Raw genomic sequence first — 14,766 nt, 5'->3', positions numbered from 1 at the left:
ATTATTCTTTTACTATACTCTTTTATAGTTTTTAATTTCAGACTGTATTCTTGAAATTAATTCAGCTCTGGGAATTCTAACCTGCTCCATGGAATCTCTAAAACGCAGGGTAACAGTATTATCTTCTTTTGAATCATAATCGACTGTTACACAGAAAGGAGTTCCAACCTCATCTTGACGGCGGTATCTTTTTCCGATAGCACCTGACTGGTCGTAATCGGTTTTAAATTCCTCTTTAAGCTCATTCCTAATTTCAGCAGCCAATTCGGCAAGACCGTCTTTTTTCATCAAGGGAAGAACAGCTACAGTTATAGGAGCAATATTCGGATGGAAGCGAAGCACGGTTCTCCAATCATCATCATTTCCCTTATCGGCAACCTTTTCTTCATCGTAGGCATCACAGATAAACATAAGGACATTCCGTGTTAAGCCCGCCGAGGTTTCGATTATGTAGGGAATGTACTTTTCGTTTCCGTTATCTTGATCAATGTACTGCATATCCTTACCTGAATACTCGGTATGGCGTGTAAGGTCATAGTTGGTTCGGTTGTGTACACCCTCAAGCTCCTTAAAGCCCATCGGGAATTCGTATTCAATATCGTAAGCATCCTTTGCGTAATGGGCAAGCTCATCCTTACCGTGCTGATGCCATTGGAGTTTATTTGTTCTTACTCCGTATTTTTCATAAAAGGCCCAACGCTGTTTTTTCCAATAGTCGAACCACTCATCATCACTTCCGGGTTTTACAAAAAACTGCATCTCCATCTGTTCAAATTCACAGGTTCTAAAAATAAAGTTTTTTGTAACAATCTCGTTTCGGAAGGCTTTGCCGATCTGAGCAATACCGAAGGGAATCTTCATTCGATTCGATTGGATAATATTTTTATAGTTTACATAAATACCTTGGGCTGTTTCAGGGCGTAAATAAATAACGCTAGAATTATCTTCTGTTGCTCCTATGTGAGTTTTAAACATAAGATTGAATTTACGTGTATCGGTAAGTTCGCCGCCGCAGTCTGGACAAAGTTTTTTTTCAAGATTTTCGGGAGAAAGATGATCTGCTCTAAATCGGCTTTTACATTTTTTACAGTCAACTAAAGGATCGGTAAAATTTTCAACATGACCTGAAGCCTCCCATGTACGGGGATGCATCAAAATTGAAGCATCAAGCCCTACAATATTGTCATGGAGCTGAGTCATCTCCTTCCACCATGCACGCGAAACATTATTTTTTAATTCTATTCCTAAAGGGCCGTAATCCCATGCACCGTTTTGTCCTCCGTAAATTTCTGATGACTGAAAAACAAAACCTCTTCTTTTACAAAGACTTACAATTTTTTCCATTGAAATTTTATGATCTTCCATAAAGCATCTCCCTTATTACAATAACAGTTTTAGATTATAGTCTTTTTTTTATCTTTATACAAGTACCAATTAAAAGAGGTATGATAATCGGAATAAACAAATGAAAGCCTAGTTTAACAAAAACAGTACTTTGACAGTTGAAAATATACTTATTTTATGTCATAATATTGATATGAAAACTGATATAGAAATAGCTAGAGAAGCGAAGCTAAATAAAATCGCTGAAATTGCAGACGGCTTAGGGATTCATGAAGATCATGTTATTCCCTATGGAAAGTACATAGCCAAGGTTCCCTATAGCGTTATAGATGATGAAAAGGTAAAAAAGAATAATCTAATCCTTGTTACCGCTATCACGCCTACAAAGGCCGGAATCGGAAAGACTACCGTTTCTATCGGTCTTGCCTTGGGCTTAAACAAAATCGGAAAAAAGGCTGTTGTCGCCTTGAGGGAGCCCTCTTTGGGCCCCTGTTTCGGTATGAAGGGAGGAGCTGCAGGAGGCGGATACGCACAAGTTCTCCCCATGGAAGATATTAACCTTCATTTTACGGGCGACTTCCATGCTATTACTTCGGCCCACAATATGATAAGTGCTCTGTTCGACAACTATATTTTCAGAACTCAAGGAACTCCAAAGGCCATTAAAAAAATTCTTTGGAAGAGGGTTTTGGACGTAAATGACAGAAACTTACGCCAAGTAATCACCGGTTTGGGAGACGGAAACGGCGTATTGATGGAGTCGGGATTTGATATTACACCGGCTTCAGAAATCATGGCTATCTTCTGTCTTGCAAAAGATATTGAAGATCTACGCCGAAGAATAGAAAACATTATCTTAGGCTATGATGCAGAAGATAAGGCCGTAACCGTCAAGGATCTGGGAATTGCCGGTTCAATCGTTGTTCTTTTAAAGAATGCCATTAACCCTAACCTTGTTCAAACTACGGAAAACACACCAGCCTTTATCCACGGCGGCCCCTTTGCAAACATCGCTCACGGATGTAACTCCGTAATCGCAACAAAGACAGCCCTCACCTACGGCGAATATGTAGTTACCGAAGCTGGATTCGCTGCCGACCTAGGTGCCGAAAAATTCTTCGATATCAAGTGCCGAAAAGCCGGATTAAGCCCCAAACTTACCGTTATTGCTGCTACAACCGGCGGCTTAAAGATGCACGGAAACGTTCCTGAAAAGGAAATTTCAAAACCGAATGCTGAAGCCCTCAAAAAAGGTTTGGCTAACCTCGATAAGCACATCGAAAACATGAAGAAATTCGGACAGACTGTCGTTGTAGCCCTTAACCGCTACGGATACGACCTTGATTCCGAATTGGATTTGGTAAAGGCCCACTGCGAAGCTCAGGGAGTAGGATTTGCCGTAAACAATGCCTTTGTCGAAGGCGGAAAAGGCGCTGTTCCCCTTGCAGAGCTTGTAGTAAAAACCATCGAATCCAATCCTTCAAAGCCCTTACAGTTTGTTTATGATGACAAGGACTGCATCAAAACAAAGATCGAAAAAATCTGTAAGAATATCTACGGAGCAGCCGAAGTTACCTACTCAGGTGCAGCAGACAAGATGATCAAAAAGATTGAGGAAGCAGGCATGGCAGATTACCCAATCTGTATTGCAAAAACTCAATATTCATTCTCTTCAGATCCTAAACTTTGCGGAGTACCTTCCGGCTTTGAGCTAAATGTAAGAGACATAGTTCTCAACTCAGGCTCCGAGATGATAGTCGCAATTATGGGAGACATGATGAGAATGCCAGGTCTGCCTAAAGATCCTCAGGCCGTAAGAATAGACTTGGTAAACGGCAATGTTGAAGGCTTGTCATAAAAATTTATAAAAATATACTATACTATTTGATTTTTACATCATAATATCGTATAATATAGGTTAGCGTTTTATAAACTTGCCGAAAGGCAAGTTTATAAATTATTATTCATTAAGGAGTAAAACATGAAGAACGTTTTGAAAATTTTAACCTTGTTGGCGGTTTTTTCTTTTATATTTACCAGCTGCGGAACGCCTCCGCCAGCTCCTAAAGAAGAAAAGCCGGCACCGGTTATGGTAGAAGAGCCTAAACCGGAGGTAAAACCTGAGCCGATGCCCGAACCTGAACCAACACCTGTCGTTGAAGAACCAAGAGAAGTTCCCGTAAAGGAATATATCGTTGTAGAAGGAGATACCCTATCCGAAATTGCTTTAAAATTTTACGGAACAAGAGAAAAAGCCTACTACTTCCCAATAATTATGTCTCTCAATCCCGGCAAGGTTCAACATCCGGATAAACTAACACCTAAAACAAAACTTCTAGTTCCAGATTTTGAGCTTTTCATGAAGCACTCGCCTTCAAAAATGCTTGCAAGGCCTGACTTTGAAAAATGTATTAAAATTTATGAGGATGAAGGAAAATCAGGAGTGGTTGAATCCTTGAAACGAAGGCTTAAAGAATTTTAGTCTTTAGTCTAAGACTTCCTCCTTGAAAGGGAGGAAGTTTTTTTATTCTCAATACAACTATAATCTTACAAACAATTAGGAGAATTTAATTTATGAATATAAGATATGCAGTAGACCTTACAAAAGAACTTTTACAAATCCACAGCCCCGGAGGCTACACAAAAGAAATCATCGACAGAATCAAAAAAGAATTTGATTCTTTAGGTATAAAGTATACCGAAACAAATAAGGGGGCTATTTACGGCACCATTGAAGGAAAAAACACTTCAAAACACAGGGTAGTTTCAGCTCATGCCGACACCCTCGGTGCAATGGTACGCCAGATTAAGCCCAACGGCTGCTTAAAACTCGCTCCTATCGGCGGCATAGCCTTTAACAGCATCGAAGGAGAAAATCTTTACATAATTACAAGAACAGGAAAAATCATCACAGGCACCGGACTTCCCGAAAAGGCCTCTGTTCATATTTTTGAATCGATAGAAAAGGAAGAGCGAAACGGCGAAACCTTTGAAGTCCGTCTTGACGCTGAAACTCACTCAAAGGAAGAAACCTTAGCCCTCGGTGTAAACATAGGCGACTTTGTAGCCTTTGAACCCCGCACACTCGAGACAGAAGACGGCTATATAAAATCCCGCCATCTGGATGACAAGGCCTGTATCGGTATGCTTTTTGCAGCCTGCAAGGCTCTAAAAGAAAGAGGAGAAAAACCTGCTTACACCACTCACTTTTTTATAAGCAATTATGAAGAAATAGGTCACGGCTTTTACGGTATTCCTAAAGAGAGTTTTGAGGTTTTAGCTCTGGATATCGGAACGGTCGGAGGCTGCCAAAATTCGGATGAACACGCAGTAACCATCATCGCCAAGGATTCGCGGACTCCCTATGACTTCGGCTTTAGACATAGGCTTGAAAACCTTGCTATCGAAAATAAGATCAATTACAGAACCGATGTTATGTTCAGATACGGCTCGGATGCAAGTATGTATGTCTTGCAGGGATTCGATATTAACTTTGCCTGTTTCGGCCCTGGAGTAAGTGCTACCCACCACTATGAAAGAACCCATATAGATTCTTATAAAGAAACGATCAATCTCTTATATGCTTACCTAATGAGCGAGTAGGCTTTAGAATTGAATTAAAATTTTTAATCAAGAAATTTGAAAGGCGGCAAATCTATAAGGCTGTAAGTCTTTAGGCTTGCCGCTTTTTTAAAATTTCAGGCCTTATCTTACCCTCATAGCCCTGATCACTAGGCTCATAAAAGTGAGTACCTTCAAGCCCGTCGGGAAGATATTGCTGCTTAACCCAATGCCCGTCAAAACTATGCGGATATAAATAATTATTACCGTGCCCTAAATCCTTTCCGTCCCTACTTGGATCTTTTAAGTGATTAGGAACTTCCCTATTTTCTTTTTGAACAAAATCAAGAGCCTTAAAAAAAGCTTCGGCACTGTTTGATTTAGGGCAGGTCGCCAAATAGAGGGCTGCATGGGCCAGATGATACCTTCCTTCAGGCATTCCAACACGGTCAAAGGCCTCGGCCGCTCCTGCGACCACGCTGACAGCTCCGGGAGAGGCAAGCCCCACATCTTCACAGGCGGAAATCAGCATCCTTCTAAAAATAAAGCGGGGCTCTTCTCCTGCAGCAATCATTCGGGCAAGCCAGTAAACAGCCGCATCGGGATCACTTCCGCGAATCGACTTTATAAAGGCGCTTATAACATCATAATGATAGTCGCCGTCCCTGTCGTATAGCACTACCTTCTTTTGGATGCTTTCTTCTGCAATTTTAAGACTGATTGTTATTTTAAAGCCTTCGTCAGGAGGCCAGTGCTCTACACTTGTTTCAACTGCAAGCTCAAGGGCATTTAAAAGGCTCCTCGCATCCCCTGAAGCCGTATCTATTAAATGCTCTAAGGCTCCATCTTCAAATTCCACCTTCCAGCGGCCGTATCCTCTTTCCTTATCGGTAAGCACAAGCTGAACGACTTTTTTTAAGTCTTCATTTGTCAAAGCTTTTAACTCGAAAATTCGGCTTCGGCTTACAAGAGCCTTGTTTACTTCAAAATAAGGATTTTCTGTTGTGGCCCCGATTAGGATTATCGTACCGTTTTCGACCCAGGGCAGGAGGGCATCTTGCTGGGACTTATTCCAGCGGTGAACCTCATCCACAAAAAGAATAGTCTTGCGGTTGTAAAGCTTTTTGTTTTCTTCGGCATTGGATATAGCTTCCCTTATCTGCTGAACCCCTGCTAAAACTGCGTTTAAATTTAAAAAATTGCTTTTGGTGGTATTTGCGATTACCCTTGCAAGGGTGGTTTTTCCGGTTCCGGGAGGGCCGAAAAAGATGATGGAAGAAAGCCTATCGGCTTGGATTGCCCTTCTTAAAAGGCAGCCCTCGCCGATGATATGCTCCTGCCCTACGTATTCATCCAGATTAAGAGGCCTCATACGGGAGGCAAGAGGTTCATTTTGTCTAGAACTTGAAGCTGCAGCTTCAAAAAGATCCTTACTCACGGTTCCATTCGCGTTTATCGCTGTAAAACCCCCAAAGACCTGTATTACGCTGAATAATACCGGAGCTTATTCCCAGAAAAACGGCATAATCGCTACCGCCTTTAGAAATACCCAAAATGGGATCAGAATGATAACCTCCAAGAGTTGTTTGATATTGAGAAGCAGAGCCGGGAGGAGTTGTAGAACCGTCCTCACCGGGATTAACTTGTTTTGCTTTTGAAAGATTTGTTAAATCAGTATCATCCAACTTTACCTCAGTATATCCGTTTTGGCAGCCTACGAGTATGGTTCTCCTTTCTTTAAAGTATGAAATACTTAGAGGAACGTATGAAATATTGTGATGGTTTTTGCCGGATATTGATATTGTCTTATCACTCCAAGAACTCCCATTATAATAATGGATTGAGGATCCGGCCAGTACAAATATTTTACCGGCATCACCTGCTGAACACATACCCTTTACTCCGCCGGGTAAGCCTGCCACAACAGCGGCAGAAGAAGTATCTGCCTTATACATAGTTTCAGAGCTGCCTGACTTTACTACAACATAGTTCCCTGCCGCAAAAAGACTATCAACCTTACCGGAGTGTATTACTTCGGAAGGAGCGGCATTTTTTACTATCTTAAAAACTTTTTCTTGGCTCTCATCATATCCGAAAACAATATTATCACCGGCAATAATGCGTATATTTCCGGAGCCGGGAACATCTTTCCAATTTCCGGCTTCATAATATTTTACATTACCGGATTCAAAGCAGACAAATACATTGTCGGAATTGCTTGCTATCTTTTGAATACCTCTGTCAGCTGTTAAAATTTCTTTCCAGTTAGCTTCATCATTTTTATTCTTTACATATACGCCGGCCCTATTTGCTACATAAACATTATTATCTTTTTCAATAAGTCCAAGCACATTTCCTTCAACAGAAAATTTTTTTAAAGATATTTCATTTTCAATGACCGAAAATATAGGAGTATTATTACATGAGGCAAAAAAAATAAATATAACCGAAAATAAAATAAAAATATATCTTTTAGTTTTCATAATACATTTCTCCGTTTAATTAAAGGTGATATCTGGCTGCAAGGCTGATACCTAAAAAATTTGCTGTTCTATTGAGACTCGAATTTTTATGCCATTCAGGAACAACATTCCAAGACACATCTCCACCGAATGACCATTCGGGCGAATACTGATAGTAAGTACCTGCATCAAACCTAAAAATCATACCGAAATACTGAGCTCCATTTCCGCTATACGATTGAATAGAACCTCCTATGCCTCCGCCAAGAGGAAAACGCCACTTTCCGGCAGCAAATGTATAGCCCATATCAAAAGTTATAGGAACAGCAAAGTATAGGTTTTTTGCCAATGTGGGATAAAACTGAAAACTTATGCTTCCTCCCAATGAAAAGCCGTCTAAAACATAATACCCGAAGGATGCATTTATAGAGCCGCCCGGCCAAATATTAGGTTTAATGGCAAATTTTGTATTCGAAGTATTAAAAAGAGGCACTCCCAAGGATAGGCCTATTTTTATAAATTTGTCGCCTTGCCGGACCGGCCTAAATACGGCTGTACCGTCTATTTTACTGTTTGAAGGAGGCTCTGCCTCTTCTTGTGCAAAAACAGGAATCAAAAAAACACTTATAATTAAGAAACAGAAAATAAATTTCTTCACTTTTAATTCACCTCTAACTTGATAAAATAGTATATCTTATTTTTTACAAGAATGTCTATATGTAAGTCTTGCACAAAACCTTATTATGTTATAACATAGTAAATATGAGATAACATATAAAACTCTTGTCTTTTTAAACTAACATGAGTTTACAACAAACAAAAATGATAATAGTTACTTGCATAACTAATGGAGGAAAAAATGAGTGCAAAAATTATTGACGGCTCGCAGATAGCCGCAGATTTGCGAGCAGATATTGCAAAAGATGTTGAAAAAATAAAGGCAAAGGGAGTTCAACCGACTCTAGCCGTTATTTTGGTCGGAAATGATCCTGCATCCCAGTCATATGTAAAGGGAAAAACAAATGCTCTTCACGAGGTTGGAATGAATGACAGGACATTCAGACTTCCCGAAACAACAACTCAGGATGAACTGCTTAAACTTATTAAAGAACTGAATGCCGATAAGCTGGTGAACGGGATTTTGGTACAATTACCCTTGCCTAAGCAAATCGATCCTGATACGGTAATTGAAACTATAAGCCCCGAAAAAGATGTAGACGGTTTCCATCCGGTAAATGTAGGTAAGCTCCTTTTAGGACACGATACCTTCATTCCTTGCACCCCCCACGGCGTAATTCATCTTTTAAAGAGAACCGGAGTTGAAACAAGCGGGGCAAAAGTCGTAATTGTAGGCCGTTCCAACATAGTAGGAAAACCTCTTTCAGTTTTAATGATGAATAAGGATGTAAATGCCACAGTAACGGTTTGCCACAGCGGTACCAAGAATTTACCTGAGGTTACAAAAGAGGCCGATATTTTGGTTGCAGCCATGGGCAAGCCTCAATTTATTAAGGCCGATATGATTAAAAAAGGTGCTGTCGTTATAGATGTCGGTGTAAACAGAATTGATGACAGCTCAAAAAAGAGCGGCTTTAGACTTGTAGGCGATGTCGACTTTGAGCCCGCCTGCGAAATTGCTTCAGCGATAACACCCGTACCCAAGGGAGTGGGGCCCATGACAATCGCAATGCTTGTTGCAAACACGCTGATCGCGGCAAAACGTCAAAACGGTTTAGAATAAATCTAAAATTTATGTTTTTAGATAATTTAATTGACTAAACTGTCTAATCCTAATAAAAGCCCCGAATTGAAGTTCTCAACTCGGGGCTCTTTTATTTTAACTTTTTTAAATTATTTTAAGATTATAATGACTTATGGCAGAACCAGAAGTCATAGCCCTCATATTCTTTTAACCGCTTTTTGGCTTCCTCTTCTGTGGGAGGCGGAGGGATGATGACCTTATCCTTGAGCAAGCAGTTGTTCGGCCAATCTGCGGGCATAGCAACCTTGTTCTTGTCGGAAATCTGAAGAGCTTTAACGGCTCTAAGAATTTCTTCCATGTTTCGGCCGATTTCCTGCGGATAGTAAAGCACAAGTCTAACTTTTCCGTTAGGATCTACGATAAATACGGCACGGACAGTGTTTGTACCTTTTCCGGGGTGCAAGAGTCCGATCTGGTTTGCAATGCTGTCGTTTGCAGCAATTACGGGGAAGGTAATTTCAACCCCAAGCTTTTCCTTAATCCACTCAATCCACTTTAAGTGGCTCTGCATTTGGTCTACAGAAAGACCGATGAGCTTTACACCGAGCTTTTCAAATTCGGGTGTTAACTTTTGAAACGCTACAAATTCCGTAGTACATACGGGTGTAAAGTCGGCAGGGTGGCTAAAGAGCACAAACCAACTGCCTTTAAGATCACAGGGAAGCTTCATAGGTCCATGTGTTGTCGCAACCGCTAACTGAGGGAAGTCATCTCCCAAAAGGGGCATATTCATTGCCATTTGTTCCATAATTTTCTCCTTAAAAATTTATTTCAAAGTGGATTTTAACATCCATATTTCTTTGTCAAAGTATTCGATAATCCCGCTAAGGATTCCGTCTGTAGCTACATCATTGCTGTCTGCAGCTTCAATTTGAGTTACCTTTATTTCTTTTGCAATGTACTCGAAATCGCCTAAGATTTTTTTAAGAGCATCTGCGGTTTTAAACGATTTATCTGTTTCTTCCTCTATTCCCGTTATTGCCAAATACTCTTTCATAGAAGAGGGAGCTTTTTCGTTTAGCTGTAAAATTCTTTCGGCAACGGAATCATAAAAATCGCTCATAGTATCGTAATATGACTCTATCATTTCATGCACAGGCTTAAAATCGAACCCTTCTACATGCCAGTGATAATTATGCAGCTTTATATAAAGAACTGCAAAGTCGGCAGTGTGGACTGATAATCTTTTAATTATATTGTTCATAAACACCTCCATATGTGTTCAGTTATATATAAGCAATTTTCATGCTAAATATAAAAAACGAATGAAAAAGCATTTTTTAAGCAAAATAGAGGAATTTTTATATAAATATCCGGAATTTTAATAAAAAAGATTGTTTCTATAGGAATTTTCACTGATATATCAGTACTTAATCACCGACATATCAGTGTACTGGTATATCAGTGATATTTCTTTTCTTTTAAGTAAAGGAAAAGGGCTGCATTCATTATTGCATGAGTATAAGGAGGATTGCCCATATTTTGAATGACATTTTTAACCGGAATTTCAAGGATGTTTAAGAATTCGTCTTCATCCAAATTTTGCTTGACTTCGCCTTTGTCAAGTTCAGCCAAAAAAATGGAGCAAGAGTTTTCCATTATTGCAGGATTGGGAGATAAAACCGACAAGCATTTTATATTTTTAGGAGTCCGTCCGGTTTCTTCAACAAGTTCTCTCAAAGCGGCATCTTCCGGTCTTTCGCCTGCATCTACAACACCGCCGGGAAATTCCACACAAACATTTTCGGAGCCGTGCCGCCATTGCTGTACCATCACAAAGATGTCTTCCCCTGACGAGTTTCGGTATACTGGAACAACAATAACCCAGCTGGGAGCTTTTAAAGAAATAAAGGTCTTTTTTTCTCCTTCAGGAGAAATACTGTCTTTTTCACAGACGGTAAAGACCCCTGTTTTTAAGATTTCTCTGGAAGCATCGGGCTTCCACATAATCTCATTATTCTTTTCCATAAAAATCGCAATTCTCCATTTGACATATCGAGGATTTCGAGTTATTCTATTATAAAGAGAATTTAATTGCAATAGGAGGTTTTTATGGCAATTATAACTATTTCAAGAAAAATCGCTTCCTTTGGCGATGAAACAGCAATTGAGCTGGCCAAGCTTTTAAATTATAATTTTATCGACCGTAAGTCGTTGGAGAAAGATTTGCTCGCAAGAGGAATTTCGGAAGCCCAGCTAAAAAAATATGATGAACGCAAGCCCGGTTTTTGGGCATCGCTTTCAAGGGAGAGAGATTCCTATTTTGATTATCTGCGTGAGGCTGTATACGAACACGCTTCTTCAGGCAACAGTATTTTTATAGGAAGAGGAGGTTTCGCTCTTTTGAGGAATGTTCCCGGGCTTTATTCGGTTCGCCTTGTTGCCGCCGACGATGTAAGAATTTCAAGATTGATGAAAGAATTTAACTATTCCGAAAAAGATGCAAGAGCCAGAATGGAAGAAAGCGACAATAACCGTGACGGATTCCACAAGAGCTTTTTTAACACGGCTAATGAGGACGCTTCGGAATACAACTTGGTTATAAATACAGGACACATTACCCCCCTTCAAGCTGCCGAGATAATCAAATTCGGTTTTGAGAAAACCGTAAGCAAAGAAGAAGCAGCTTTAGGAGATAAAAGATTAAAAGAACTTTTACTGGCCCAAAAAATCGTCAATCATATCTCTTTTGATTTGAAGCTTCAGATTTATTTTCTTGAAGCTGATATTTCGGAAGATGAGGTTATTTTACACGGAGTTGCAGACAATGCAGGTCTTATTCAAAAGGCGGTAGCAGTTGCTCAAGAAATGGCCGAAGGCCGTAAGGTTTCTTCTGCGATAAGCATGGTAAATGAGTATAAACCCTTCCCATAATACCGGCAACAGGCTTTAAACTCCGGAACAAAGAAAAATCGGCCGCGTTAAGTGAGGCCGATTTTCTTTGCTAAATTGAAGTCTTAAAAAGTTAAAACTTTTAAGTTATTCTACCGTGTATCCGGCTTCTTCAATAGCTTTTTTTAGATCTGCAGCTGCAACATTTTCAGGATGAGTTATAGTTGCAGTTTTTGCTCCTAGGTCTATTTCGGCAGAAACACCCGAAATCTTTGTTAAGGCTTCTTTAACATGGGAAACACAGTGTTGGCACTGCATTCCGTTTACCTTTAATACAGTATTCATAAATTCTTTCTCCTTAATTTTATTTTTTTCCGTTATGCAAGATTCCGCATTACGGTTTATTTTATGTTTTCGTTTGGGCTTAAAATAATTTAATCGCAGGGCATTGCTTACAACCGATACCGAACTCAAGCTCATTGCAGCAGCCGCAATCATGGGGCTTAACACAATACCGAAGACAGGATAGAAAACTCCTGCCGCCAAGGGTATACATAGCGAATTATAAAAGAGAGCCCAAAATAGGTTTTCTTTTATATTACGCATAACAACACGGCTTAATTGAATCGAATCAACCGCAGATTGCAGACTGTCATTCATCAAGATAATATCCGCACTTTCAATCGCTATATCTGTGCCGTTGCCTATGGCTATACCCACATCGGCCGTCATAAGGGCCGGAGCATCGTTTATGCCGTCGCCTATCATAGCCGTTTTATGACCTGCTTGATGAAGTTTTTCGATTTCACTCTTTTTGTTTTGAGGCAAAAGCTCGGCAGCAAAATCGTCGACTCCTGTTTGAGCCTTTATGGCATTTGCAGTTTTTTTGTTGTCTCCTGTCAGCATTATAGTTTTGATGCCCATAGCCTTAAACTCTGCAATCGCCTCGATGCTGCCTTCCTTAATTTTGTCGGCAACAGCTATAATTCCGATGAGCTTTGCACCTGAATCGGTTCCTGAAGAACTTCCGTCCTTAGCACCGCTTAGACCTATTAAAAGAGGAGTTGCGCCCTTTTCTGCAAGAGCATCAATTTCTGATGCAGCATGGGAAATTTCGATATTGTTTTTTTGGAAGAGCTTTTCATTACCGGCAAATATTTTTAATCCCGAAGCCTCTTCGATACCCGAAATACCGAAACCGTGTTCAGCCTTAAAATCCTTAATTTTTAAAACATCCAAGCCTTTTTCTTTTGCATGTTTTATAACGGCATTTGCCAAAGGATGCTCGGAAAGAACTTCCAAACTGTATGCAAACTTGAGCACTTCGTCCCCGCTGAAATTATCTATCTTTTTAATCTCGATTACATCGGGGCGGCCTTGGGTTATCGTTCCTGTCTTGTCCAAGACTACTGTGTTTGTTTTGTGGGCAGTTTCAAGGGCCTCAGCCGAGCGGATTAAGATACCGAGCCGGGCACCCTTCCCTGTTCCGGCCATAATGGCGGTGGGGGTTGCAAGACCTAGGGCACAGGGGCAGGAAATGACAAGAACCGAAATAGCCCTCGAAAGAGCAAATTCAAAACCCTCTCCTGCGGCGAGCCAGACAAACAAGGTAATCACCGCAATAAGAATAACGGCCGGTACAAAGTAATTGCTTATCTTATCTGCTAATTTTGAAACAGGAGCCTTTGAGGCCGAGGCTTCTTCTACAAGGGCAATTATTTGGGAAAGGGTTGTGTCATCGCCTACCCTTTCAGCCTTAAATGTAAAGGTTCCCGAAAGGTTAATGGAAGCGCTTATAACCTTGTCTCCTGCAGCCTTTTCGACCGGGAGGCTCTCACCGGTAATTGCAGCCTCATCTACCGAAGAGCTTCCTTCAACTATAATGCCGTCAACGGGAATGGAAAAACCGGGCTTGATTAAAACAAGATCGCCCTTTACAATTTCTTCGACCGGAATTTCTTCTTCCTTACCGTTTCTGATAACGAGGGCGGTTTTAGGCCGAAGATTCATCAGTTTTGTAATCGCATCCGATGTTTTTCCCTTTGCATTGGCTTCAAGGAATTTTCCCAAGGTTACAAGGGCCAAAATAACGGCAGCCGATTCAAAATAAAGATCATGAGCAAACCGCTCTACAGTTGCCGTATCGCCGTGCCCCATTCCGTATGCCATCTTATAAATGGCAAAAATTCCATAAATAACGGCCGCCCCTGAACCGACTGCAACAAGAGAATCCATATTTGGAGCCTTGTTCAAAAAAGCCTTGAAGCCGCCTATAAAGAATTTTTTGTTTAATACCAAAACAGGAAGGGTCAATAAAAACTGGGTAAAACTAAAAAGAATAGCATTTTCTATCCCATGCAAAAAATGAGGAATCGGGGCTCCCGCCATGTGCCCCATAGAAATATAAAAAAGAGGAAGCACAAAAATCAAGGACCAAATAAGTCTTGTTTTTACCTGATCCCGCTCACGCTTTGCAGCATCCGTCTGAGATGAACGCTTTGCCCCATCTTTGGATGAATCCGAAAGAGAAGGCTTTGTTAATCCATCTACATCCTCGGCTCCATAGCCGGCCTTTGTAACCGCTTCTATAATCTTATCGGGTGTCAAAAGATTTTCATCATAATTGACACTCATACTATTGGTTAAAAGATTTACCTGTACCTCGGCAGCCCCCTCAAGCTTTTCTACAGCTCTTTGAACATGAGAAGAACACGCCGAGCAGGTCATACCGGTAATATTAAATTTTGTCTTTTTACTCATGTTAATAATATACAACTTTTTAAGTAAAAGGTCTAGGAAAAGGAA

13 protein-coding genes are annotated in these 14,766 nt (G+C 40.5%); 5 read left to right on the top strand and 8 right to left on the bottom strand.

Features of this window, described 5'->3' with window-relative positions:
• Positions 1-12: 12 nt before the first annotated feature.
• Entirely contained in the window at positions 13-1,365 is a 1,353-nt protein-coding gene (locus E4O00_RS13825) for a glycine--tRNA ligase (RefSeq protein WP_253677924.1), read from the bottom strand.
• A gap of 172 nt (positions 1,366-1,537) precedes the next feature.
• On the opposite strand from E4O00_RS13825, the gene E4O00_RS13820 reads away from it, so the two are divergent.
• From E4O00_RS13820 to E4O00_RS13810, 3 genes are all read left to right on the top strand, one after another.
• Positions 1,538-3,202 (top strand): formate--tetrahydrofolate ligase, encoded by a 1,665-nt coding sequence (locus tag E4O00_RS13820; protein WP_253677923.1) that lies wholly within the window; start codon positions 1,538-1,540, stop codon positions 3,200-3,202.
• Between the two features lie 123 nt (positions 3,203-3,325).
• Positions 3,326-3,826: a LysM peptidoglycan-binding domain-containing protein gene (locus E4O00_RS13815; protein WP_253677922.1), complete on the top strand. Its 501-nt coding sequence runs from the start codon at positions 3,326-3,328 to the stop codon at positions 3,824-3,826.
• A gap of 92 nt (positions 3,827-3,918) precedes the next feature.
• The gene (locus E4O00_RS13810) at positions 3,919-4,947 is read left to right on the top strand and encodes a M42 family metallopeptidase (protein ID WP_253677921.1); all 1,029 of its coding nucleotides are present in this window, start codon (positions 3,919-3,921) and stop codon (positions 4,945-4,947) included.
• A 70-nt stretch (positions 4,948-5,017) separates the two neighbouring features.
• On the opposite strand, the gene E4O00_RS13805 is transcribed toward E4O00_RS13810, so the two are convergent.
• The 3 genes from E4O00_RS13805 to E4O00_RS13795 are packed head-to-tail and all read right to left on the bottom strand — an operon-like array spanning position 5,018 to position 8,025.
• Positions 5,018-6,343 carry an AAA family ATPase gene (locus E4O00_RS13805; RefSeq protein WP_371922700.1) on the bottom strand — a complete coding sequence of 442 codons (1,326 nt, stop codon included), beginning with the start codon at positions 6,341-6,343 and terminating at the stop codon, positions 5,018-5,020.
• Positions 6,336-7,388, bottom strand: coding sequence for a hypothetical protein (locus E4O00_RS13800; protein WP_253677920.1), 1,053 nt, complete (start codon positions 7,386-7,388; stop codon positions 6,336-6,338). Before E4O00_RS13800 ends, E4O00_RS13805 begins: the two co-directional genes overlap by 8 nt.
• A 19-nt stretch (positions 7,389-7,407) precedes the next feature.
• Positions 7,408-8,025 (bottom strand): TP0733 family outer membrane beta-barrel protein, encoded by a 618-nt coding sequence (locus E4O00_RS13795; RefSeq protein WP_253677919.1) that lies wholly within the window; start codon positions 8,023-8,025, stop codon positions 7,408-7,410.
• Between the two features lie 201 nt (positions 8,026-8,226).
• Here E4O00_RS13795 and folD point away from each other — a divergent pair, with 201 nt between their 5' ends.
• Positions 8,227-9,108 (top strand): bifunctional methylenetetrahydrofolate dehydrogenase/methenyltetrahydrofolate cyclohydrolase FolD, encoded by an 882-nt coding sequence (gene folD / locus E4O00_RS13790; protein WP_253677918.1) that lies wholly within the window; start codon positions 8,227-8,229, stop codon positions 9,106-9,108.
• A 121-nt stretch (positions 9,109-9,229) separates the two neighbouring features.
• On the opposite strand, the gene E4O00_RS13785 is transcribed toward folD, so the two are convergent.
• The 3 genes from E4O00_RS13785 to E4O00_RS13775 all read right to left on the bottom strand — a co-directional run bounded on the left by E4O00_RS13785 (position 9,230) and on the right by E4O00_RS13775 (position 11,097).
• Positions 9,230-9,877: a peroxiredoxin gene (locus E4O00_RS13785; protein WP_253677917.1), complete on the bottom strand. Its 648-nt coding sequence runs from the start codon at positions 9,875-9,877 to the stop codon at positions 9,230-9,232.
• A gap of 18 nt (positions 9,878-9,895) precedes the next feature.
• Complete coding sequence (locus tag E4O00_RS13780) at positions 9,896-10,333, bottom strand: Dps family protein (RefSeq protein ID WP_253677916.1); 438 nt, start codon at positions 10,331-10,333, stop codon at positions 9,896-9,898.
• A 197-nt stretch (positions 10,334-10,530) separates the two neighbouring features.
• A complete protein-coding gene (locus E4O00_RS13775) occupies positions 10,531-11,097 on the bottom strand; it encodes an NUDIX hydrolase (protein ID WP_253677915.1) in 567 nt (188 codons plus the stop codon).
• An 84-nt stretch (positions 11,098-11,181) separates the two neighbouring features.
• Here E4O00_RS13775 and E4O00_RS13770 point away from each other — a divergent pair, with 84 nt between their 5' ends.
• Positions 11,182-12,003 carry a cytidylate kinase family protein gene (locus E4O00_RS13770; protein WP_253677914.1) on the top strand — a complete coding sequence of 274 codons (822 nt, stop codon included), beginning with the start codon at positions 11,182-11,184 and terminating at the stop codon, positions 12,001-12,003.
• A gap of 105 nt (positions 12,004-12,108) precedes the next feature.
• On the opposite strand, the gene E4O00_RS13765 is transcribed toward E4O00_RS13770, so the two are convergent.
• Complete coding sequence (locus tag E4O00_RS13765) at positions 12,109-14,721, bottom strand: heavy metal translocating P-type ATPase (protein WP_253677913.1); 2,613 nt, start codon at positions 14,719-14,721, stop codon at positions 12,109-12,111.
• Positions 14,722-14,766: the final 45 nt, after the last annotated feature.

Source organism: Treponema sp. OMZ 788 (assembly GCF_024181245.1).
Classification (GTDB): Bacteria; Spirochaetota; Spirochaetia; order Treponematales; family Treponemataceae; genus Treponema_B.
The sequence above is the reverse complement of the archived record's forward strand: the minus strand, read 5'-3'. Positions and strand labels throughout refer to the sequence as shown.

What these genes read in the sequence shown, in the direction of transcription:
- E4O00_RS13820 (WP_253677923.1), top strand. Translation starts at nt 1,538, where the DNA reads ATGAAAACTGATATAGAAATAGCTAGAGAAGCGAAGCTAAATAAAATC.
- E4O00_RS13775 (WP_253677915.1), bottom strand. Translation starts at nt 11,097, where the DNA reads ATGGAAAAGAATAATGAGATTATGTGGAAGCCCGATGCTTCCAGAGAA.
- E4O00_RS13780 (WP_253677916.1), bottom strand. Translation starts at nt 10,333, where the DNA reads ATGAACAATATAATTAAAAGATTATCAGTCCACACTGCCGACTTTGCA.
- E4O00_RS13785 (WP_253677917.1), bottom strand. Translation starts at nt 9,877, where the DNA reads ATGGAACAAATGGCAATGAATATGCCCCTTTTGGGAGATGACTTCCCT.
- E4O00_RS13815 (WP_253677922.1), top strand. Translation starts at nt 3,326, where the DNA reads ATGAAGAACGTTTTGAAAATTTTAACCTTGTTGGCGGTTTTTTCTTTT.
- E4O00_RS13810 (WP_253677921.1), top strand. Translation starts at nt 3,919, where the DNA reads ATGAATATAAGATATGCAGTAGACCTTACAAAAGAACTTTTACAAATC.
- E4O00_RS13770 (WP_253677914.1), top strand. Translation starts at nt 11,182, where the DNA reads ATGGCAATTATAACTATTTCAAGAAAAATCGCTTCCTTTGGCGATGAA.
- E4O00_RS13800 (WP_253677920.1), bottom strand. Translation starts at nt 7,388, where the DNA reads ATGAAAACTAAAAGATATATTTTTATTTTATTTTCGGTTATATTTATT.
- E4O00_RS13825 (WP_253677924.1), bottom strand. Translation starts at nt 1,365, where the DNA reads ATGGAAGATCATAAAATTTCAATGGAAAAAATTGTAAGTCTTTGTAAA.
- folD (WP_253677918.1), top strand. Translation starts at nt 8,227, where the DNA reads ATGAGTGCAAAAATTATTGACGGCTCGCAGATAGCCGCAGATTTGCGA.
- E4O00_RS13765 (WP_253677913.1), bottom strand. Translation starts at nt 14,721, where the DNA reads ATGAGTAAAAAGACAAAATTTAATATTACCGGTATGACCTGCTCGGCG.